The organism is Streptomyces sp. NBC_00236 (assembly GCF_036195045.1).
Classification (GTDB): Bacteria; Actinomycetota; Actinomycetes; order Streptomycetales; family Streptomycetaceae; genus Streptomyces.
In genome coordinates this window covers 3,863,956-3,884,663 of record NZ_CP108100.1, presented here as the reverse complement: position 1 = coordinate 3,884,663, position 20,708 = coordinate 3,863,956, and the positions used below count along the sequence as shown (strand labels likewise).

Here is a 20,708-nt window from a genome sequence, read left to right as displayed (position 1 = left end):
GTCATTCATGAGCGGACACAAGGTCGACAAACAGCCCGGCCGGCGCGGAGGTGACGGCGATGCCGTCTACCTCGACAAGACGTTGCTCCACCGCGAGGTGGAGGTCTCCTTCGACGACTCGGTGAACGGGAGGGCTTTCCTGGCGGTGTGGCTGAGGGCCGCCGGCGTGGCGTTCGGCGTGTTTCTCCCCTTCGGCTTCGCCGGGCTCATCACCCTGGCCGGCGATCCGCGGAGCGGCCTCGGGATCATGGGCATCGGCCTGCAGATCGCCGTGATCGCCTTCGTCGCCGTCTTCCTCGCGTCGAGGATCACCGAGCCGGTCGGGGAGTGGCGGGTCCTGCTGGCCGGCCGGGGGACGCACGCCGAATCCGCGTACGCCGAGATCGCGAGGGTCGTGCGGGAGCGCCGGCTGCCGGTGGTGCCGGTGTTCCGCCGTATCCGCACCGCGGGCGAGCACCCCCGGGTGACCCACCGGATGGTGCTCCAGGACGGGAGTTACGTCGCGTACCTCTCGGTGTTCGCCTACGGCACCAGCCTCTACCTCGGCTGGGTGATGTGGCGCAACCGGCGCGGCACCGAACTCGTCGGGCAGTTCGTCTCCGACTTCGTCCGGGGCTTCGGCGGTACCGACATGGAGAGGGTCATGATGCGGACCGAGCCGCCGCGCGCCCTGCTGGAGGCGCTGCACGCCGCCGCCCGGGAAGGGATGGACGCCGCCGTCGACGGCCGCACGGTCGCCGTCGGACCGGTCTTCCCGCACGGGCTCCCGCAGATCGAGGAGGAGGCCGCGGCTTCCCTCCCGGTCCAGGCGCAGGCGCCCGCGCCCATGGCGCCGCCGCCCGTGCCGCCGCGCCGGCCCTGGGCGGGGGGCGGCAGCTGACGGCGGGCGCGGGGCCGGCGGGCGCACGGCGTCACCCGCGGCCGAGTGCCCGCCGGAGTGGAGGCGGTCACCCGTGGCCGAGCGCCCGGTCCAGGGTGATCTCGATGACGACGCGGTCCGGGTTGGGCGAGGGTGTGCGCTCGTAGCGCTCCGTGTGGCGGCGTACCGCGTCGTCGACCCTGTCCTGCTCCGTACGCACCCTGGCGACGCCCTCCAGGGTCGCCCAGCGGGCCCGGTGCACCTGGCAGGCCGCGACGCGGGCGCCGTCCGGGCCCGCGGCCAGGATGTTGGCGACCTTGCGGCTGTTCTTGTTGGTGATGATGCGGGCGAGGCCGGCCTCGGGGTCGTACGTCACGCACACCGGGACCACGTGCGGGGTGCCGTCCGGGCGGGGTGTCGTGAGGGTGCACAGATGGGACTCGCGCCAGAAGGCGAGGTACTCCGGGGCGGGATTGCGTACGTCGACTGCCATGGCGCCAGCGTAGGCAGTCGCGGGACCGGCTGCGGTGGCGGGCAGGGGGAGCGGCCGGTTCACTCGGAACGGACGGCCGGAACGGAGACGGGGCCCGTTTTTGCCTTGAGTGGAATAGACTCAACTTTGTGCACGTTGATCGTGTCAGTAGTGAGGACGGACCAGTCACCGCAAGGAGGAGAGAGCGCACGTGGACGCCGAGCTGACCAACAGGAGCAGGGACGCCATCAACGCGGCCACCAGCAGGGCCGTGAAGGACGGGCATCCCGATCTGACCCCGGGGCATCTGCTGCTCGCGTTGCTCGAGGGCGAGGACAACGAGAATCTCGTCGACCTGCTGGCCGCCGTCGAGGCCGACCAGGTCGCCATCCGTACCGAGACCGAGCGGCTCCTGGGCGCGCAGCCCAGCGTGACCGGGTCGACCGTCGCGCCGCCGCAGCCCAACCGCGAACTGCTCGCCGTCATCTCCGACGCCGCCCAGCGGGCGAAGGAACTCGGCGACGACTACATCTCCACCGAGCACCTGCTCATCGGCATCGCGGCGAAGGGCGGCCGTGCCGGTGAGATCCTCGACGGGCAGGGCGCCAGCGCGAAGAGGCTGCTGGACGCATTCGAGAAGAGCAGGGGAGGGCGCCGGGTGAGCACACCCGACCCGGAGGGCCAGTACAAGGCCCTGGAGAAATTCGGTACGGACTTCACCGCGGCCGCGCGCGAGGGCAAGCTCGATCCGGTCATCGGGCGCGACCAGGAGATCCGCCGCGTCGTCCAGGTGCTCTCACGCCGCACCAAGAACAACCCGGTGCTCATCGGTGAGCCCGGCGTCGGCAAGACCGCCGTCGTCGAAGGACTCGCGCAGCGCATCGTCAAGGGCGACGTCCCCGAATCCCTGAAGAACAAGCGGCTCGTCTCGCTGGACCTGGGTGCCATGGTCGCGGGCGCGAAGTACCGCGGCGAGTTCGAGGAGCGCCTGAAGACCGTCCTCTCCGAGATCAAGGAGAGCGACGGCCAGATCATCACGTTCATCGACGAGCTGCACACCGTCGTCGGCGCGGGCGCCGGAGGCGACTCCGCCATGGACGCGGGCAACATGCTCAAGCCCATGCTGGCCCGCGGTGAGCTGCGGATGGTCGGCGCCACCACGCTCGACGAGTACCGCGAGCGGATCGAGAAGGACCCCGCCCTGGAGCGCCGCTTCCAGCAGGTGCTCGTGGCCGAGCCCTCGGTCGAGGACACCATCGCGATCCTGCGCGGGCTCAAGGGCCGCTACGAGGCCCACCACAAGGTGCAGATCGCGGACGCCTCCCTGGTCGCCGCCGCCACGCTCTCCGACCGCTACATCACCTCCCGCTTCCTCCCCGACAAGGCCATCGACCTCGTCGACGAGGCGGCCTCCCGGCTGCGCATGGAGATCGACTCCTCGCCCGTCGAGATCGACGAACTCCAGCGCGCCGTCGACCGGTTGCACATGGAGGAGCTCGCCCTCAAGAACGAGAGCGACCCCGCGTCCAAGCAGCGGCTGGAGAAGCTGCGCCGCGACCTCGCCGACAAGGAGGAGGAGCTGCGCGGTCTCAACGCCCGGTGGGAGAAGGAGAAGCAGGGCCTCAACCGCGTCGGTGAGCTCAAGGAACGCCTCGACGAACTGCACGGCCAGGCCGAACGGGCCCAGCGCGACGGCGACTTCGACACCGCGTCGAAGCTGCTGTACGGGGAGATCCCGGGCCTGGAGCGGGAGCTGGCCGAGGCGGCCGAGGCCGAGCAGGAGGCCGCGAAGGAGCCCAAGGAGACCCTGGTCAAGGACGAGGTCGGACCCGACGACATCGCCGATGTCGTAGGGGCCTGGACCGGCATCCCGGCCGGCCGGCTGCTGGAGGGCGAGACCCAGAAGCTGCTGCGCATGGAGCAGGAGCTGGGCCGCCGCCTCATCGGGCAGACCGAGGCCGTGCAGGCCGTCTCGGACGCGGTACGCCGCACCCGGGCCGGTATCGCCGACCCCGACCGGCCCACCGGATCGTTCCTCTTCCTCGGCCCGACCGGCGTCGGCAAGACCGAGCTGGCGAAGGCCCTCGCCGACTTCCTCTTCGACGACGAGCGGGCCATGGTCCGCATCGACATGAGCGAGTACGGCGAGAAGCACAGTGTGGCCCGGCTGGTCGGCGCCCCGCCCGGGTACGTCGGCTACGAGGAGGGCGGCCAGCTCACGGAGGCGGTCCGCCGCCGCCCGTACAGCGTCGTCCTGCTGGACGAGGTGGAGAAGGCGCATCCCGAGGTCTTCGACATCCTGCTCCAGGTCCTCGACGACGGCCGGCTCACCGACGGACAGGGCCGGACGGTGGATTTCCGCAACACCATCCTGATCCTGACGTCCAACCTCGGCAGCCAGTACCTGGTCGATCCGCTGACCAAGCCCGAGGAGAAGAAGAAGCAGGTCCTGGACGTCGTCCGGGCGTCCTTCAAGCCGGAGTTCCTCAACCGGCTCGACGACCTGGTGGTCTTCTCCGCCCTGTCCGGTGACGAGCTCGCGCACATCGCGGGGCTCCAGATCGACCGCCTCGCCAAGCGGCTGGCGGACCGGAGGCTCACCCTCGACGTCACCCCGGCCGCCCTGGCCTGGCTGGCCGAGGAGGGCAACGACCCGGCCTACGGTGCCCGGCCGCTGCGCCGCCTCATCCAGACGGCGATCGGCGACCGGCTCGCGAAGAAGATCATCGCGGGCGAGATCACGGACGGCGACACGGTCCGCGTCGACCGGGAAGGTGACGGTCTGACCGTCGGCGCGGCGGCCTGACCGGAGCGCATGTGGCGTAACGGCGGCCCCGGTCCCCACCGGCTGGATATCAGCTTGTGGCGGATCGGGGCCGTCCGGGCTTGCCATGCCCCGCCCGGCATGGGAGAGGATGGCAGCCAACCGCACGAAGGGAAATTACGGTGAGCATCGATCCGTCCTCGATTCCTAACTTCGGGGGCCAGCCCGAACCGCAGGCGGCAGGACCGGAGGGCCCCGTCGTCCCTGACCAGGACCTCGTCAAGCAGCTCCTGGAGCAGATGGAGCTGAAGTACGTCATCGACGACGAGGGCGACCTCGCGGCGCCGTGGGAAGACTTCCGCACGTACTTCATGTTCCGTGGCGAGGGCGAGCAGCAGGTCTTCTCGGTCCGTACGTTCTACGACCGCCCGCACGACACGGACCAGCGCCCGGTCCTCCTCGACGCGATCGACGACTGGAACCGCCGCACCCTGTGGCCCAAGGTCTACACGCACACCCACGAGCCCGAGGAGGGCTCCGAGGACACCGGCACCTCGGTCCGGCTGATCGGTGAGGCGCAGATGCTCATCGGCACCGGCGTCTCCCTGGAGCACTTCGTCTCCTCGACGGTCAGCTGGGTGCGCGCCTCCATCGAGTTCGACAAGTGGCTGCTGGAGCGCCTCGGCCTGGCACCGGCCGACGAGAAGCCGGCCGAGGGCACGGAGCAGGCCGCTCCGGAGGCCTGAGCCACCGCACACGACGACGAGGCCCGGCGCGCTCCGCGCCGGGCCTCGTCGTGGGTCTCAGCGCAGGCCCTTGAGCCGGGAGACGGCCTCCTCCAGTACCTCCGTACGCTTGCAGAACGCGAAGCGCACGAAGGGTGCGCCCTGCTCCCGGTGGTCGTAGAAGACCGCGTTCGGAACGGCCACGACCCCGCACCGCTCCGGAAGCGAGCGGCAGAACGCGAAGCCGTCGCCGCTGCTGTCGAGCGGGCGGATGTCCGTGGTGACGAAGTACGTGCCCGCCGGCCGGTAGACCTCGAACCCGGCCTCGGCGAGCCCGCCGCTCAGCAGGTCGCGCTTGGCCCGCAGATCCGCGCGCAGTGCGTCGAAGTAGCCGTCGGGCAGGCTCAGCGCCTCGGCGACCGCGTACTGGAACGGGCCTGCGGAGACATAGGTCAGGAACTGCTTCGCCGAGCGCACCGCGGACACCAGCTCCGGGCTCGCGGTGATCCAGCCGACCTTCCAGCCGGTGAAGGAGAACGTCTTGCCGGCCGAGCTGATGGTGACCGTCCGCTCGCGCATCCCCGGGAAGCCGGCGAGCGGCAGGTGCTCGCCCTCGAAGACCAGGTGCTCGTAGACCTCGTCCGTGACGACGAGGAGATCGCGTTCGCACGCCAGCTCGGCGATCGCGCCGAGTTCCTCGCGGGTCAGGACGGTGCCGGTGGGGTTGTGCGGGGTGTTGAGCAGCAGCAGCCGGGTGCGGGGGGTGAGCGCCGCGCGCAGTTCGTCGAGGTCCAGCCGGTAGGTACCGGAGGACGGCTCGGGGTGCAGGGTCACCGGGACGCGGGTGGCGCCCGCCATGGCGATGCAGGCGGCGTACGAGTCGTAGTACGGCTCCAGGGCGACGACCTCGTCCCCCGGCTCCAGGAGCGCCAGCAGCGTGGCCGCGATGGCCTCGGTGGCGCCCGCGGTGACGAGGACCTCGGTGTCGGGGTCGTACGTCAGGGCGTAGCGGCGCTGCTGGTGGGACGTGATCGCGGTACGCAGCTCGGGGACGCCCGGCCCCGGCGGGTACTGGTTGCCGTGCCCGGCGCGCAGGGCGCGGACGGCGGCCTCGCGGACCTCTTCGGGGCCGTCGGTGTCGGGGAAGCCCTGGCCGAGGTTGATGGCGCCGGTGCGGACGGCCAGCGCGGACATCTCCGCGAAGATCGTCGTGCCGAACTCGGCGAGGCGGCGGTTGAGCAGCGGTCGTCCCTGTGTCATGAACGCCATCCTGCGCGGAAGCTCTGGAGTTGCTCAAGTCTGCTTTGGCCGTACGGGGACGGGGGCATCCCCCTGACACGCGGGAATCGGTACGGAGCGGGGGACTTTCGCTTCGGGGGAACGGAAGGACGTGAGGTCCGTGGTGAGTGTGGTCGTAGCGGTGAGCGTGATGGTCTTCGTGCTCTTTGTTTCGCTGCTGGTGAGTGCCAGGAACCGCGGCACGTCACCGGCTGGGCGACGCAGGGCGAGCGGCGGCGCCGGCGGGGGCGGCGGCAGCTGGTGGGCCGGGGACGGGGGCGGCGACTCAGGCGGTCACTCCGGGGGCCACTCGTGCGGCGGGGGTTCCTCGTGCGGCGGTGGCGGCGGCGGGGGTGGATGCGGCGGAGGCAGCTGACACGGGGCAGCTGGTCCGCGGCCGGGCACGGCGGCCGGCCCGGCGCCCGGCGGGACGAGGAGGAGCCTCTAAGTCCCGCCGGGCGCCTTTTCGTTGGGCCGCGCGGCGCATCCCTGGTGAACACCAGAACCGGCAGGCCCCCGAGGGGATGGAAACCACGCCAAGTTGGGTAAAAACGCTGCGAGTGCGGCGTAGTTCGTGATTCCCTCGGTTGAGAGAACATTCAGCCCTCGGACCCCAGTTGGACCTGATCGGGCGCTTCCCACCTCCCACGTGCACCACGTCGGGGCGCCCCCTGTCCACGTGTCCATGTGTGTTTTGCGGAGCCGACCCATGCTCACGACCCTTCATACGGCCTATTCCGACACCCGTGCCGCCGATCTGGCCTGGGCGCTGGGGCGTGAACCGCTCCCGGCGCTGGCCGTCCTCGATCTCGGGCTCGCCGGCGCGCAGCTTCAGCTGCGGCTGCTCGGCGCCTCCCACCAGGTACTTCTGGAAGAGGAACAGGGCAGCTGTTCCGAAACCGTCGCCTGTATGCCCGGCAGCAGCACCCCACTGCCCTTAGGCGTCTCCAAGCGGCTGGGGGACTGGGAGTACGAGTTCGCGGCGCGCGTCGAGACGCTCGGCGCGGGCTCCTTCGCGGGGCGCGCGCAGGAGCTGCTGGCACTCGTCGCCGACCATCCCCACGGACTGGCCGGGACGTTCCCGGGGAGCCCGCACGCCTTCACCGCGATGCTCGCCCAGCGGACCGAGGGCCAGGTGCGGTGGCGCACCTGGCACGCGTACCCGCAGGAGGGCCGGCTGGTGGTGACGCGGACCCGGGTGGGGGTGCGGATGCCGGCAGCGGCGGCGCCGTGACCGGCGTCAACTCCGTTGGGAATGCGCCGATTACACCCTTGTGGGTGACAAGCGGCGACGTTTCAGTGACGTAGCGTTCGCGGCATGATCGACCAGCAGGTGCCGCTGCGAGGGGGCGCGGCGCGGATTCCCGTGCGACCGAGGACCGGCAGGTACCTCGTGCTGGCCACTGTCTTCATCTGCGCCGCCTGCGGGCTGGTGTACGAGCTCGAACTGGTCGCACTCGCCTCCTATCTGATCGGTGACTCCGTCACCCAGGCGTCCGTCGTGCTGTCCGTGATGGTGTTCGCCATGGGCATCGGCTCGCTGCTCGCGAAACGGCTGCGCAGCCGTGCGGCGGTCGGCTTCGGGCTGATCGAGGCGGCGCTCGCCCTGGTCGGCGGCTCCTCCGCACTGGTGCTCTACGCGTCGTTCGCCTGGATCGGGGAGTCGCGGTACGCGCTGGTCGGGTTCTCGCTGACGATCGGTGTTCTGATCGGCGCCGAGATCCCGCTGCTGATGACGCTGATCCAGCGGGTGGACCGGCAGGACGCGGGCGGTGCGGTCGCCGATCTCTTCGCCGCCGACTACGTGGGCGCGCTGGTGGGCGGGCTGGCGTTCCCGTTCCTGCTGCTGCCGATGCTCGGGCAGCTGTCGGGCGCGCTGTTCACCGGGACGGTCAACGCGGCGGTGGGCGGGGCGCTGGTCCTGTGGGTGTTCCGGCGGGATCTCACCTCCCGCTCCCGGTGGCTGCTGATCGCCGTCAACGTGCTGGTGATCGCCGTGCTCGCCACGGCCGCCGTGCTGGCCGACGACTTCGAGCGGGCGGCGCGGCGTGCGGTCTACGGCGACCAGGTGCGGGTCGCGCTGCAGAGTGAGGTCCAGGAAGTGGTGCTGACCGGGTCGGACCGGAGCTCCCTCGACCTCTATCTGGACGGGCGGCTGCGGGTCAGCTCCCGCGACGAGTACCGCTACCACGAGGCGCTGGTGCACCCGGCGATGAACGGACCGCACGCCCGGGTGCTGATCCTGGGCGGCGGTGACGGCCTGGCGGCCCGCGAGGTGCTGCGCTACCCGGATGTGCGGAGCGTGACCGTGGTGGAGCTGGACCCCGCCGTCACCCGCTTGGCCCGTACGGACCGGGCGCTGTCCGAGCTGAACGCGCACGCCTTCCGGGATCCGCGGACGACGGCCGTGACCGGGGACGCGTTCAGCTGGCTGCGGACGGTGCGCGACCGCTTCGACGTGGTGGTCGCGGACCTGCCCGACCCGGGGATCTCGGCCAGCACGAAGCTCTATTCGGCGGAGTTCTACGGACTGGTCGACCGGGCCCTGGCACCGGACGGCCGACTGGTGGTGCACGGGGGTCCGGCGGTGAGCCGGCCGCGCACGTACTGGACGGTCGAGGCGTCCGTGCGGGCGGCGGGACTGCACACCCGCCCCTATCGGATCAGCGGGCGGTACGCCGGATTCGCGGTCGGCCCCGACCGGGCCACGGGCCGGACGGCCGAGGTGCACGGCTGGGGGTTCGTGCTGGCCGGCCCCGCTGCGGAGCCCGCCCTCGGTCTGGACGACGGGGCCCCGCGGCTGCGGTCCCTCACGGGCCCCGCGCTGCGGGACGCGGGGCGGCGCGCGGAGGCCGGGCGGCTGCGCGGCCAGGCCCCGTCGACGCTGGTGCATCCGCGGTACTGGGAGGAGCGGTGAGCGTGCGCGACGGGCCGGTGGCGGGGTCTTCGGGGATGCGGAAGCGCTGACGTGGTGGCCGGGGCTGAGTAGGCTCGGTTTCCATGGAGCATGAGGTGTTCGTTCCGGTTCCGGTCCCGGCCCTTCGGCGGACGCTGGGCGATCCCGCCCGGGTCGCGCGCTGTGTGCCAGGGCTCCAGCAGGACGCCGACGCGTCCGCGGGCCCGCTGTCCGGCCGGCTCAAGGTCCGGGCCGGCGGCCACGCCATCACGTACCGGGGCGCGCTGCGGCTCACCCCGCTGGCGGGTGCCGAGCACGGGGTGGCCGTGGCGGGCGAGGGCGCGGAGGCGCGCGGCAGCGGTTCGGCGAAGCTGGCCCTGACCGTCCGCCTCACCGCCCGCGACGGCGGGACGGCGATCGGCTTCGAGGGCACGGTGAGCGGCGACGGCCGGCTGCTGGATCTGGACCCGGCGGCGGCGCTGTCGGCGGCCCACCGACTGCTGGACCGGTTCGCGCAGCAGCTGGTGACGGAGTCCCTCGCGGGGGATGACGGGGATGCGGGGGATGGCGGTGAGACCGGGGCGGCCGGTGTGGCGGCCGATGCCGGGGATGCCGGGGCGGGCGACGCGGTGGCGGATGCCGGGGATGCCGTGGATGCCGGTGCGGGCGACGCGGTGGCGGACGCGGGCGAGCCCGCCGCCGCAGCCGTCACCGCCGAGGAGCAGGCCGTCGGCGAAGCCGTGGAGCAGGCGTTGGAGGAGGCCGCCGAGGAGGCGGACACCTCGCGGCCCGGTGACGCACCGGCCCCGCACGGCGCGGCTCCGGACGAGCCGCCGGCCGGTGAGCAGCCGCCGGAGCAGGCTTCCGTCTTCGACACCCCGGTGCCGCCGTCGTCGATGGACCCGGTGGCCGGGATCGAGTTCACCGTCCCGGACGGGCCGCCCGCCGAGGCCGCACATGCCCGGCGCACCATGATCGGCCGCAGTGCGGAGGAGGTCGACCACGCACCGCCGCGCGGCCGGTACGCCCCCGTCCCGTCACCCGATTCGACCGGTGCGGGCGCCACGCTCCGCTGGGTGGCCCCCGCGGCCGCGCTCGCCCTCGCCTCCGCGGTGGTGGTGGGCCGGGCGCTGCGGCGCCGGAGGTAGCCGCGCCAGTAGGGTCGTGGGGTGAGCAGCAGCGAGAAGGACGTCCGGCTGTCCGTCGGCGACGCAGAGTTGACCGTGAACCCCGCCAACGGCTGTCGTATCAGCAGCCTGCGCATCGGCGGCACCGAACTGCTGCGGCAGGGGGAGCGCTACGGCTGCTTCCCGATGGTGCCGTGGTGCGGACGCACCGAGAACGGGCAGTTCCACAACGGCGGTGTGCTGCATCAGCTGCCGCTGACCGCCCCGCCGCACGCGATCCACGGCACGGGCCGTGACACGGCCTGGCGCACGGCGCGGGAGAGCACGACGGACGCCGCGTTCTACTACGACCTGACCGACCCCTGGCCGTACCCGGGCCGGGTGACGCAGACCTTCGAACTGACCGAGTCCTCGCTGACGTTGGCCTTCGGCGTCGAGACGTACGGGGACTCCTTCCCGGCCCAGGCCGGCTGGCATCCGTGGTTCCGGCGCAACCTCGGCGGCGAGGACGTCCGGATCGACTTCGACGCCGCGTGGCAGGAGGAGCGGGGGGAGAACCATCTGCCGACCGGCCGCCGGATCCCTCCCCTGGCCGGACCGTGGGACGACTGCTTCGGCATGCCCGACGGTGTCGATGTGACCCTCACCTGGCCGGAGCAGCTGGAGCTCACGGTCAAGAGCCGCACCGAGTGGGTCGTGGTCTACGACGAGCAGGACGAGGCGGTCTGTGTGGAGCCGCAGTCGGGGCCGCCGAACGGCCTGAACAGCGCTCCCCGCTATGTCACGCCGATCGAACCCCTGGAGATCGCGACGACGTGGAGCTGGCGCACGCTCTGAGCGCGACGGTCCGGAGCGGGTGCGGGGCAGGCCGGCCTTATCCTCGTAGCCATGACTGACGTACGCGCTGAGCTGTTGCAGCAGATCAAGGACAAGGCCGTGGTTCACGGCAAGGTGACTCTCTCCTCCGGTCTCGAGGCCGACTGGTACATCGATCTGCGCCGCATCACGCTGGACGGCAAGGCTGCTCCGATGGTCGGTCAGGTCATGCTCGACGCGACCGCCGAGCTGGACTACGACTGCGTGGGCGGGCTGACGCTGGGCGCCGACCCGGTCGCCACTTCGATGCTGCACGCCGCCGCCGCCCGCGGGCAGGAGCTGGACGCGTTCGTGGTGCGCAAGGCGCAGAAGGCCCACGGCATGCAGCGCCGGATCGAGGGCACGGAGGTCAAGGGCCGCCGCTGCCTGGTCGTCGAGGACACCTCGACGACCGGCGGGTCGCCGCTGACCGCCGTCGAGGCGGTGCGTGAGGCGGGCGGCGAGGTCGTCGCCGTCGCGGTGATCGTGGAGCGGGGCGCGGCTCCGGCCATCGCCGAGGCAGGGCTCCCGTATGTCCACGTCTACTCGGTCCCGGACCTCGACCTGGCCTGACCTGCGCTTTCCCTCAAGGGGGGTCGGTTTCACGTGAAACCGACCCCCCTTGTCGTATGTCTGCAGCGGGGCGCCCGGAACGCTGGGGGAGTACGCGGGGTGGAGCCGGGACGAGAGTCTGGGAAGATGGGGGCGACGATGACGTCGCCCCCAGGTCAGGGAACCAGCAACGCACACCCGCACATCCCAAGGAGCGGACAGATGCCCATCGCAACCCCCGAGGTCTACGCCGAGATGCTCGACCGGGCGAAGGCAGGCAAGTTCGCCTACCCGGCCATCAATGTGACCTCGACCCAGACCCTGCACGCTGCGCTGCGCGGTTTCGCGGAGGCCGAGAGCGACGGCATCATCCAGATGTCCACCGGTGGGGCGGAGTTCCTGGGCGGCCAGTACAACAAGGACATGGTCACGGGCGCCGTCGCCCTCGCCGAGTTCGCGCACATCGTCGCCGCCAAGTACGACATCACGGTCGCGCTGCACACCGACCACTGCCCCAAGGACAAGCTGGACACGTACGTCCGTCCGCTGATCGACATCTCCGCGGAGCGCGTCGCCAAGGGTCTGAACCCGCTGTTCCAGTCCCACATGTGGGACGGCTCGGCCGAGACGCTGGCCGACAACCTGTCCATCGGCCAGGAGCTGCTGGCCAAGGCCGCCGCCGCCAAGATCATCCTTGAGGTCGAGATCACCCCGACCGGTGGCGAGGAGGACGGCGTCACGCACGAGATCAACGACGAGCTCTACACGACCGTCGACGACGCGCTGCGTACCGCCGAGGCGCTCGGTCTGGGCGAGAAGGGCCGCTACCTGCTGGCCGCGTCCTTCGGCAACGTGCACGGCGTCTACAAGCCGGGCAACGTCGTCCTGCGTCCCGAGCTCCTCAAGGACCTCCAGGAGGGCGTCGGCGCCAAGTACGGCAAGACGTCCCCGTTCGACTTCGTCTTCCACGGCGGCTCCGGCTCCACCGCCGAGGAGATCGCCACCGCGCTGGAGAACGGCGTCGTGAAGATGAACCTCGACACCGACACCCAGTACGCCTTCACCCGCCCGGTCGCGGACCACATGTTCCGTAACTACGACGGTGTGCTGAAGGTCGACGGCGAGGTCGGCAACAAGAAGGTCTACGACCCGCGCACCTGGGGCAAGTCCGCCGAGGCGGGCATGGCCAAGCGCGTCACGGAGGCCTGCGCCAACCTGCGGTCCACCGGCACCAAGCTGAAGTAACTCCGTACGGATGTCCGCCTGGGCCCGGTACCCCTTGGGGTGCCGGGCCCATGGCATGTCCGTACCCGGCAGGAATGATGTGAGGGAGCAGCTGTGAGCACGTCCTACGACTTCGACACCGTCATCGACCGCCGTGGCACCTGGAGTGTGCAGTGGGACGGGGTCGCGGACCGGTTCGGGGTGGACGGACTGCTGCCGTTCACGATCTCGGACATGGACTTCGAGACGGCCCCCGAGGTACTGACCGCCCTGCGGGCCCGGCTCGACCACGGTGTGTTCGGCTACACCGACTGGCGGCTGGGCGACTTCCGCCCGGCGGTGGCCCACTGGTTCGCGACCCGCTACGACACCGTGATCGACACCGGGCGTCTGGTGTACGGGCCTTCCGTGCTCAGCCAGTTGTCGCAACTGCTCCAGATGTGGACGGCCGAGGGCGACGGCGTGGTCGTCCACACGCCGACGTACGACGGTTTCCGCAAGGCGGTCACCGGGCTCGGCCGCGAGCTGCGCGGTGTGGGTCTCGGGGACACGGAGGCACTGGAGCGGGAGCTCGCGCGTCAGGACAGTAAGGTCCTCGTGGTCTGTTCGCCGCACAACCCGTCGGGGCGGGTGTGGACGGAGGCGGAGCTCATGGAGATGGCCTCCCTCGCGGCGCGGCACGGGGTCGCGGTGATCAGCGACGAGATCCACGCCGACTTCGTGCACGAGGGGCGTGTCCACGTGCCGTGGACGCGCGTGGGGGGCGACGGGCGCTGGGCGCTCATCACCTCGGCCTCGAAGGCGTTCAACTTTCCGGCGCTGACCGGTTCGTACGGGATCGTCGGCCGTACGGAGGACCGGACGGAGTTCCTGCGCCGGATGGAGACCGCGGAGGGCCTCGCCTCACCGGCGGTGCTCTCGCTGACCGCGCACATCGCCGCGTACCGGGACGGCGCGGCGTGGCTGGACGCCGTACGCGCGTATGTCGCCGGAAACCTGGCGCTGGTCGCCGAACGGCTGAACGCGGCGTTCCCCGGTCTGGGGTGGGAGCCGCCGCAGGCCGGCTACCTGGCCTGGATCGATCTGCGCCGGGCGGGCGTGAAGGACGACGAGGCGCTCCAGCGCGTGCTGGTCGAACGGGAGCGCGTCGCTGTGATGCCGGGGGGCGTGTACGGGGCGGAGGGCTTCGTACGGCTGAACGTGGGGTGCGCGCGGAGCAAGGTGGTGGCGGGGGTGGAGGCGCTGATCCGGGGGGTGGAGGCGGTGCGGGAGGCCGCGTAACGACCGGGCGGGGGTGGGGTGCGTTTCGGGGGAGCTGCCCCCGGACCCCTGCTTCTCAATCGCCGGAGAGGCTCGATTGCGCGATGCTGGGGCCATGGCGGAGAGCTCAGCAGGTCCCGGCGGCATCCGTGTCGCCTCCACCGCCGGGCGCTGGGTCGTCCTCACCACCGTGCTCGGGTCGAGCATGGCCATGCTCGACTCCACCGTCATCAACGTCGCCCTGCCCCGTATCGGCGAGGACCTCGGCACCGGACTGGCCGCGCTCCAGTGGACCGTCAACGCCTACATGCTGACGCTGGCCGGGCTGATCCTCCTCGGGGGAGCGCTCGGTGACCGGTACGGGCGGCGGCGGGTCTTCGTCGTCGGCGTGGTGTGGTTCGCCGCCGCCTCGCTGCTCTGCGGGCTCGCGCCGAGCGCGGAGGTGCTCATCGCCGCCCGCGCCCTCCAGGGGGTCGGCGGCGCCCTGCTCACCCCGGGGTCGCTGGCCCTGATCCAGGCGAGCTTCCACCCGGACGACCGGGCCCGTGCGGTCGGGTTGTGGTCGGGGCTCGGCGGGGTCGGCGCCGCCGTCGGGCCGTTCGTCGGAGGATGGCTCGTCGACGGTCCGGGCTGGCGGTGGGTGTTCCTGCTCAACCTGCCGCTGGCCGCTGTCTGCGTGCCCGTCGCCCTGCGCCACGTACCGGAGTCCCGGGATCCCTACGAGCACGGCCGCTTCGACGTCCTGGGGGCCGCCCTCGCCGCCCTCGCGCTCGCGCTGGTGACGTATGCGCTGATCGAGGCGCCGGGACAGGGGGCCTCTCCGGCCGTGATCGGCGCGGCGGTGGTCGGGGTGCTGCTCGGCGCCCTGTTCGTCCAGGTCGAGCGGCGGCGGCCGGATCCCATGCTCCCGCCGTCGGTGTTCGCGTCCCGGCAGTTCACCGCCGTCAACATCGTCACCCTCTGCGTGTACGCGGCCCTCGGCGGCTTCTTCTTCCTTTCCGCCATCCAGCTCCAGGTCGTAGCGGGCTACTCGGCGCTCGGCGCGGGTACCGCCCTGCTGCCGACCACCGTCCTGATGCTGCTGTTCTCGGCCCGGTCCGGCGAACTGAGCCGGCGCATCGGCCCCCGCATCCCCCTCACCGCCGGTCCACTGATCGCCGCCGGCGGAATGCTGCTGATGCTGCGCGTGGGGCCGGGTTCCGCCTCCGTGACCGGATACCTGGCCGACGTCCTCCCCGCCGTCGCCGTTCTCGGCGTCGGGCTGGTGGCCCTCGTGGCGCCCCTCACCGCGACCGTCCTGGCCTCCGTGGACACCGGCCGGGCAGGCCTCGCCAGCGGCATCAACAACGCCGCAGCCCGGGCAGCCGGACTGATCGCGGTCGCCGCCCTGCCGCTGCTCGCCGGGATGGGCCCCGAGGCCTACCGGGACGCCGGGGAGTTCGCCGCGACCTTCCGGCGGGCCATGCCGATGTGCGCCGGGCTGCTGGTCCTCGGCGCCGTCATCGCATGGGCGACCGTGCGTACGCCGCCGGCCGCCGTGCAGGACACCGCGCAGCCGGAGTGCACGATGCACTGCGGCGTCACGAGCCCTCCGCTGGAGCCCGCCCCGGACAGGTCCTAGACGTTTCGCGGCCTTGTGCGCACCGGGTGCCCCGGTTGGCGCCGGTGGCAGGCACACTTGAACCCATGTCGATCCACGAGAACCTGCTCGGGGGCCCTGCCCCGACCCATCTGCCCGACGACCCGGAGCCGCGCGAACTGCTCGCCGCCGGCACCGCGCCCGCCGATGTCGCGGCGAAGTACCCGACCTCCTCGCTGGCCTGGGCACAGCTCGCCGACGAGGCGTTCGAGGGCGGCCGGGTCATCGAGTCGTACGCCTACGCCCGCACCGGCTACCACCGCGGCCTGGACGCCCTGCGCCGCGCCGGCTGGAAGGGCCACGGCCCCGTACCGTTCGAGCACGAGCCGAACCGCGGCTTCCTGCGCGCCCTGCACGGCCTCGCGCGCGCCGCGCAGTCGATCGGTGAGCAGGACGAGTACGAGCGCTGCTCGACGTTCCTCCGGGACTCCTCGCCGACCGCCGCCGAGACGCTCGGCTAGGGCCTCTCGTTGGGATCATGCCGGGCTCGCTGGAGCCGGCGCTCCCACCTGCGGGCCCCGTGGACGATCGTCGTCCGCGGGGCCCGTGCGGCTGTCGCGGCCTGCGGATCTCCGCTTAGGATGCGAGCAGGGGACCGGAGCTCCACCACCTCACGGTGGGGGCGGACCGCTACCCGGAAGCTCGTGTCGAGGAGACAGCAATGTCGACGATTCCCCCCGACCCCGAAGCCACCGGTGCGCAGACCCCGCACCTCGACTTCGCGGGAACGACTCCGTACGAGGACTACGTCCAGGCGGATGTCCTGACCCACCTCCAGCACCTCCGCTCGGACGACCCCGGCGAGATGGTCTTCCTGGTCACCACCCAGGTCATGGAACTGTGGTTCACCGTCATCGTCCATGAGTGGGAGACCGCCGCGCACGCGATGCGCGAGGACCGGCTGGACGTCGCGCAGGACGCGCTGAAGCGCTCCCTGCGCGAGCTGGAGGCGCTGAACGCCTCCTGGACCCCGCTCGCCCAGCTCACCCCCGCCCAGTTCAACTCCTACCGGTCCTCGCTCGGCGAGGGCTCCGGTTTCCAGTCGGCCATGTACCGGCGGATGGAGTTCCTGCTCGGCGACAAGTCCGCGTCCATGCTCGTGCCGCACCGGGGCGCGCCCCGCGTCCACGCGGAGCTGGAGAAGGCCCTCGGCGAACCCGGTCTGTACGACGAGGCGCTCGCGCTGCTCGCCCGGCGCGGCTACGCCGTGCCGCAGGAGGTGCTGGGCCGCGACCTCGCCCTGAAGTACGAGCCGTCGGGCGAGGTCGAGGCCGTGTGGGCGGAGATCTACGCCAACCCCGACCAGAACGACGAACTGGTCCGGCTCGGCGAGGCTCTCACCGACGTGGGCGAGCTCGTGTGGCGATGGCGCAACGACCACCTCGTCGCCACCCGGCGGGCCATGGGCTCCAAGACCGGGACCGGTGGCTCCGCCGGCGTCGCCTGGCTGGAGAAGCGTGCCACGAAGAACGTGTTCCCCGAGCTCTGGACGGCCCGCAGCCATGTCTGATCTCCAGGAGCGCGCACAGGCGCTCGACACCGCGGACGGACTGGCACCGCTGCGCAAGCTCTTCACCCTCGACGACACCGTCTACCTGGACGGCAACTCGCTCGGCGCGCTGCCCCGCCATGTGCCCTCCCGGCTGCAGGAGGTCCTCACCCGTGAGTGGGGCGAGCTGCGCATCCGGTCCTGGGACGAGAGCGGCTGGTGGACCGCGCCGGAGCGGATCGGTGACCGCATCGCCCCGATCGTGGGTGCGGCGGCAGGCCGGATCGTCGTCGGCGACTCGACGAGCGTGAACGTCTTCAAGGCCGTCGTCGCCGCGACCCGGCTGGCCCCCGAGGGCCGCGACGAGATCCTGGTCGACGCCTCCACGTTCCCCACCGACGGGTACATCGCCACGTCGGCGGCCCGGATGACCGGCCACCGGATCGTGCCGGTCGCTCCCGCCGACGTACCGGGCGCGCTCGGCCCGCGTACCGCGGCCGTGCTGCTCAACCACGTCGACTACCGCTCCGGCCGGCTCCACGACCTGCCCGGCCTCACCGCCGCGGTGCACGCCGCGGGCGCGGTCGCCGTCTGGGACCTGTGCCACAGCGCGGGCGCGCTGCCCGTCGGGCTGGACGCCCACGGGGTGGACCTGGCGGTCGGCTGCACGTACAAGTACCTCAACGGCGGACCCGGTTCGCCCGCGTACCTGTACGTCGCCGAGCGCCACCAGGCGGCCTTCGACTCGCCCCTGCCGGGATGGACGTCGCACGCCGACCCGTTCGCGATGACGCCCGGGTACGCACCCGCGGACGGTGCCGTCCGGGGCCGGGTCGGGACCCCCGACATCCTGTCCATGCTGGCCCTGGAGGCGTCTCTCGACGTCTGGGACGGCGTCGGGATCGACGCGGTACGGGCCAAGTCGCTGGCGCTGACGGACTTCTTCCTGGAGTGCGTCGCCGCGTACGCCCCCGAGGGCCGGGTCACCTCCGTCACCCCGGCCGCGCACGCGGAACGCGGCAGCCAGGTCGCGCTGCGGTGCGAGGACGCCGAATCCGTGATGGCCGCGCTCATCGCACGCGGAGTCGTCGGGGACCTGCGGCGGCCGGACGTGCTGCGGTTCGGCTTCACCCCGCTGTACGTGGGGTTCGCCGACGCGGAACGTGCGGCGCGGGTGCTCGCGGACGTGTTGACCGGTTCCGCCGCTCCGGCGGCGTAGGCTGCCGGGTCAGTCCGGCGACCGGCTCGCCCCGGTCGCCGGACGGGCCCGGGAGCTGTCGTGCGCGCACCACAATGGGGTGCAAGGACAGCCGACGGGCAGGGAGTTGCGCCAGGTGCTCTTCGATATCGACGGTGACGGCGAGGACGGCGACCGCGCCCGCTGGGTACGGGCCTCACGGGAGGTCCTCGCGGATGTGGTGCACCGGCCGGAGGATCTCCGGGCACTGTGCGATACCGGCTTTCCGCAGCGCCCCTTCTGGATGGCCCCGGCCCTGACCGCCGACGGCTGCGCGGTCGAGGGCGGCGGCCCCGTCGTGGACCTCGGCGACGAGGTGGTGATCATCGAGGAGGAGTTCGGCGCCATTCTGCTCTTCGGCGCCGTTCAGCGTGATCTTGCGAGGGATCCCGGGCGTTCACGCCGGGAGGAATCGCATCCTGTGGTTGCGACGCGGAGCGTCGCGGCGTCTTCCGGGCGCGGAGCGCCCGGAAGGGGGTGTCCGGCGGAGCCGGAGAACGCCGGGGTCGAACGGTTGGTCGCTGGTTCGCTGGAAGGTGGGACTGGTTTACGGAAGTCGCCCACATGTCCGGTGGGGTTTGTACGGTCATCGGTATGAAGCTCGTGGTGCAGGTCAAGCTCGTGCCGGATGCCGTGCAGGCGTCGGCTGTCGAGTCGACCCTGCGCGCGGCGAACGAGGCGGCCTGTTGGGTGTCGGAGGTCTCCTACCGGCATTTCGGGTTGAAGGGATCGGTCCGTGAGCTGCGGGGGCTGTGCTACGGCGAGTTGAAGGGCCGGGGGTTCGGTGCCCAGGCTGCGCAGCATGTGATCAAGCGGGTCGCGGACGCCTACCAGGCGCTGCGGGCCGGCATCAAGGCCGGAAACCTCGGCGCTGCGGGCTCGAAGCGGCGCGTGAGGGCGCAGTCCAAGCCGATCGTGTTCCGGCCGGATGCGGCGCACACGTACGACGACCGGTGTCTGTCGTGGAACTACGACGCGCGGACGGTGTCGATCTGGACGCTCGCGGGCCGGATCAAGAACATCCGCTTCGCCTGTTCGGCCGGGGCGCTCAAGCAGCTCGCCGAGCACCGCCAGGGTGAGTCCGACCTGGTCCAGCGGGACGGAAAGCTGTTCTTGGTCGCCACCATCGACATCCCCGAGCCGGAGGTGTTCGAGCCCAAGGGCTGGATCGGAGTGGACCGCGGTATCGTCAACCTCGCCACCACCAGCGACGGCGACAACCACTCCGGGCGCCGCCTTGGCCGATACCGCAGGTGGCAGGCACGCAAGAAGGCCGAGATCCAGGCCAAAGGGACACGGTCCTCCAAGCAGCTGCTGAAGAAGCGGGCGCGCCGGGAGGCCCGGCACGCCACGCACATCAACCACAAGATCGCCAAGACAGTCGTTGCTGTCGCCCTACGCACCGAACGCGGCATTGCTCTGGAAGAACTGAGGGGCATCCGCGAGCGGGTCACGGTTCGACGCGACCAACGAGCACGACTGTCCTCCTGGCCCTTCCACCAACTCGGCACCTTCATCGCATACAAGGCGCGCCGCGCCGGGGTGCCCTACCTGGAGGTGGATCCGGCCTACACCTCGCAGCGCTGCCCGCGCTGCGGGAACACCGAACGGGCCAACCGGCCCACTCGTGACCATTTCTCCTGTCGGCGGTGCGGCCTCGCTGGGCCCGCCGACCACGTCGCCGGGGTCAACGTGCGCGACCGCGCACGCTCGGCGTGGGTATTCGTCAACATGCCCGACCCGGCCCCCGCATAACGCGGCGACCGGTGAATGTGCCCCGTGACCGCCCTGCCGTAGAGGGTAGTCGGGAGCATAAGCAACGCCCTGACAAGGACTCAGCCTCCAAGCTCGGTCCCTTCAGAGCCGAGTCAGTTGACGGCTGGTACTTCTTCCTCGGCCTCGACGACGGCACGGTGTACGCCCTCCCCGACGAGTTGGAGCTCTTCGAGGGGGACCTGCGCCCGGTGCACACCGACCTCTCCTCGCTCCGGCACCTGCTGGAACTGCTGCGCCGGCGGGTGCTGAAGGTGGACCGCGAGTGGGCCGGCGGCGACCAGAGCGCGCGGTACGCCGAGCTGGCCCGGTTCGCCGACGGGATACAGGACGAGTTCGAACGCGTCGACCCGGTGGTCTTCTCCGCGGAGGAGTCCAGGGAGAGTCCCTGGGTCTACTTCTTCGGTGATCTCCGGGACGGGCTGTACGGCGACTACTACTCCCGGCTCGGCCGCCCCTGACGCGGGATCACCCGCCGCCGGGGAGCGGGACGCCTCCGTACTGATACCGTCCCCGCAGGTCAAGCCAGTTGACCATGGCACAGGGACGGTTGGAGCA

19 protein-coding genes are annotated in these 20,708 nt (G+C 71.5%); 17 read left to right on the top strand and 2 right to left on the bottom strand.

Annotated features, from left to right (window positions below; genetic code table 11):
- The first annotated feature begins 7 nt into the window (after positions 1-7).
- A complete protein-coding gene (locus OG446_RS17380; RefSeq protein ID WP_328894909.1) occupies positions 8-880 on the top strand; it encodes a hypothetical protein in 873 nt (290 codons plus the stop codon).
- A gap of 67 nt (positions 881-947) precedes the next feature.
- Here OG446_RS17380 and OG446_RS17375 read toward each other — a convergent pair whose 3' ends face one another.
- Entirely contained in the window at positions 948-1,352 is a 405-nt protein-coding gene (locus OG446_RS17375) for a pyridoxamine 5'-phosphate oxidase family protein (protein WP_328894908.1), read from the bottom strand.
- A 190-nt stretch (positions 1,353-1,542) separates the two neighbouring features.
- On the opposite strand from OG446_RS17375, the gene clpB reads away from it, so the two are divergent.
- Complete coding sequence (gene clpB, locus OG446_RS17370) at positions 1,543-4,137, top strand: ATP-dependent chaperone ClpB (protein WP_328894907.1); 2,595 nt, start codon at positions 1,543-1,545, stop codon at positions 4,135-4,137.
- Between the two features lie 140 nt (positions 4,138-4,277).
- Positions 4,278-4,841, top strand: coding sequence for a YbjN domain-containing protein (locus OG446_RS17365; protein ID WP_328894906.1), 564 nt, complete (start codon positions 4,278-4,280; stop codon positions 4,839-4,841).
- A gap of 57 nt (positions 4,842-4,898) precedes the next feature.
- Here OG446_RS17365 and OG446_RS17360 read toward each other — a convergent pair whose 3' ends face one another.
- Positions 4,899-6,080, bottom strand: coding sequence for a pyridoxal phosphate-dependent aminotransferase (locus OG446_RS17360; protein ID WP_328894905.1), 1,182 nt, complete (start codon positions 6,078-6,080; stop codon positions 4,899-4,901).
- Between the two features lie 727 nt (positions 6,081-6,807).
- Between OG446_RS17360 and OG446_RS17355 the strand changes: the two genes are divergently transcribed.
- The 14 genes from OG446_RS17355 (at position 6,808) to OG446_RS17290 (ending at position 20,611) form a co-directional block, all read left to right on the top strand.
- Positions 6,808-7,332: a DUF2617 family protein gene (locus OG446_RS17355; RefSeq protein WP_328894904.1), complete on the top strand. Its 525-nt coding sequence runs from the start codon at positions 6,808-6,810 to the stop codon at positions 7,330-7,332.
- Between the two features lie 84 nt (positions 7,333-7,416).
- Positions 7,417-9,015, top strand: a complete 1,599-nt coding sequence (locus OG446_RS17350; protein WP_328894903.1) for a polyamine aminopropyltransferase — start codon at positions 7,417-7,419, stop codon at positions 9,013-9,015.
- 83 nt (positions 9,016-9,098) lie between these two features.
- Positions 9,099-10,142 (top strand): SRPBCC domain-containing protein, encoded by a 1,044-nt coding sequence (locus OG446_RS17345; protein WP_328894902.1) that lies wholly within the window; start codon positions 9,099-9,101, stop codon positions 10,140-10,142.
- A 21-nt stretch (positions 10,143-10,163) separates the two neighbouring features.
- Positions 10,164-10,958: an aldose epimerase family protein gene (locus OG446_RS17340; RefSeq protein WP_328894901.1), complete on the top strand. Its 795-nt coding sequence runs from the start codon at positions 10,164-10,166 to the stop codon at positions 10,956-10,958.
- A 51-nt stretch (positions 10,959-11,009) separates the two neighbouring features.
- Positions 11,010-11,549: an orotate phosphoribosyltransferase gene (gene pyrE, locus OG446_RS17335; RefSeq protein WP_148019897.1), complete on the top strand. Its 540-nt coding sequence runs from the start codon at positions 11,010-11,012 to the stop codon at positions 11,547-11,549.
- A gap of 201 nt (positions 11,550-11,750) precedes the next feature.
- Complete coding sequence (fbaA, locus tag OG446_RS17330; protein WP_328894900.1) at positions 11,751-12,773, top strand: class II fructose-bisphosphate aldolase; 1,023 nt, start codon at positions 11,751-11,753, stop codon at positions 12,771-12,773.
- Between the two features lie 93 nt (positions 12,774-12,866).
- Complete coding sequence (locus OG446_RS17325) at positions 12,867-14,033, top strand: MalY/PatB family protein (protein ID WP_328894899.1); 1,167 nt, start codon at positions 12,867-12,869, stop codon at positions 14,031-14,033.
- A gap of 94 nt (positions 14,034-14,127) precedes the next feature.
- Positions 14,128-15,633 carry an MFS transporter gene (locus OG446_RS17320; protein ID WP_328894898.1) on the top strand — a complete coding sequence of 502 codons (1,506 nt, stop codon included), beginning with the start codon at positions 14,128-14,130 and terminating at the stop codon, positions 15,631-15,633.
- A gap of 65 nt (positions 15,634-15,698) precedes the next feature.
- A complete protein-coding gene (locus tag OG446_RS17315; RefSeq protein WP_328894897.1) occupies positions 15,699-16,112 on the top strand; it encodes a DUF3151 domain-containing protein in 414 nt (137 codons plus the stop codon).
- A gap of 200 nt (positions 16,113-16,312) precedes the next feature.
- The gene (locus tag OG446_RS17310) at positions 16,313-17,161 is read left to right on the top strand and encodes a tryptophan 2,3-dioxygenase family protein (protein ID WP_328894896.1); all 849 of its coding nucleotides are present in this window, start codon (positions 16,313-16,315) and stop codon (positions 17,159-17,161) included.
- On the top strand, positions 17,154-18,359 hold the full coding sequence (gene kynU / locus OG446_RS17305; protein WP_328894895.1) for a kynureninase: 1,206 nt from the start codon (positions 17,154-17,156) through the stop codon (positions 18,357-18,359). The genes OG446_RS17310 and kynU overlap by 8 nt, the downstream gene beginning before the upstream one ends.
- Before the next feature lie 115 nt (positions 18,360-18,474).
- Positions 18,475-18,975 (top strand): hypothetical protein, encoded by a 501-nt coding sequence (locus OG446_RS17300; RefSeq protein ID WP_328894894.1) that lies wholly within the window; start codon positions 18,475-18,477, stop codon positions 18,973-18,975.
- On the top strand, positions 18,972-20,132 hold the full coding sequence (locus tag OG446_RS17295) for an RNA-guided endonuclease InsQ/TnpB family protein (protein ID WP_328894893.1): 1,161 nt from the start codon (positions 18,972-18,974) through the stop codon (positions 20,130-20,132). The genes OG446_RS17300 and OG446_RS17295 overlap by 4 nt, the downstream gene beginning before the upstream one ends.
- Positions 20,027-20,611, top strand: a complete 585-nt coding sequence (locus OG446_RS17290; protein ID WP_328894892.1) for an SUKH-4 family immunity protein — start codon at positions 20,027-20,029, stop codon at positions 20,609-20,611. Before OG446_RS17295 ends, OG446_RS17290 begins: the two co-directional genes overlap by 106 nt.
- The last annotated feature ends 97 nt before the right edge of the window (positions 20,612-20,708 follow it).

Excerpts from the sequence above, each read along its gene's own strand:
- OG446_RS17315 (WP_328894897.1), top strand. The coding sequence starts at position 15,699 with ATGTCGATCCACGAGAACCTGCTCGGGGGCCCTGCCCCGACCCATCTG.
- OG446_RS17310 (WP_328894896.1), top strand. The coding sequence starts at position 16,313 with ATGTCGACGATTCCCCCCGACCCCGAAGCCACCGGTGCGCAGACCCCG.
- OG446_RS17295 (WP_328894893.1), top strand. The coding sequence starts at position 18,972 with ATGAAGCTCGTGGTGCAGGTCAAGCTCGTGCCGGATGCCGTGCAGGCG.
- OG446_RS17320 (WP_328894898.1), top strand. The coding sequence starts at position 14,128 with ATGGCGGAGAGCTCAGCAGGTCCCGGCGGCATCCGTGTCGCCTCCACC.
- OG446_RS17380 (WP_328894909.1), top strand. The coding sequence starts at position 8 with ATGAGCGGACACAAGGTCGACAAACAGCCCGGCCGGCGCGGAGGTGAC.
- OG446_RS17350 (WP_328894903.1), top strand. The coding sequence starts at position 7,417 with ATGATCGACCAGCAGGTGCCGCTGCGAGGGGGCGCGGCGCGGATTCCC.
- pyrE (WP_148019897.1), top strand. The coding sequence starts at position 11,010 with ATGACTGACGTACGCGCTGAGCTGTTGCAGCAGATCAAGGACAAGGCC.
- OG446_RS17360 (WP_328894905.1), bottom strand. The coding sequence starts at position 6,080 with ATGACACAGGGACGACCGCTGCTCAACCGCCGCCTCGCCGAGTTCGGC.
- fbaA (WP_328894900.1), top strand. The coding sequence starts at position 11,751 with ATGCCCATCGCAACCCCCGAGGTCTACGCCGAGATGCTCGACCGGGCG.
- kynU (WP_328894895.1), top strand. The coding sequence starts at position 17,154 with ATGTCTGATCTCCAGGAGCGCGCACAGGCGCTCGACACCGCGGACGGA.
- OG446_RS17355 (WP_328894904.1), top strand. The coding sequence starts at position 6,808 with ATGCTCACGACCCTTCATACGGCCTATTCCGACACCCGTGCCGCCGAT.
- OG446_RS17375 (WP_328894908.1), bottom strand. The coding sequence starts at position 1,352 with ATGGCAGTCGACGTACGCAATCCCGCCCCGGAGTACCTCGCCTTCTGG.
- OG446_RS17345 (WP_328894902.1), top strand. The coding sequence starts at position 9,099 with ATGGAGCATGAGGTGTTCGTTCCGGTTCCGGTCCCGGCCCTTCGGCGG.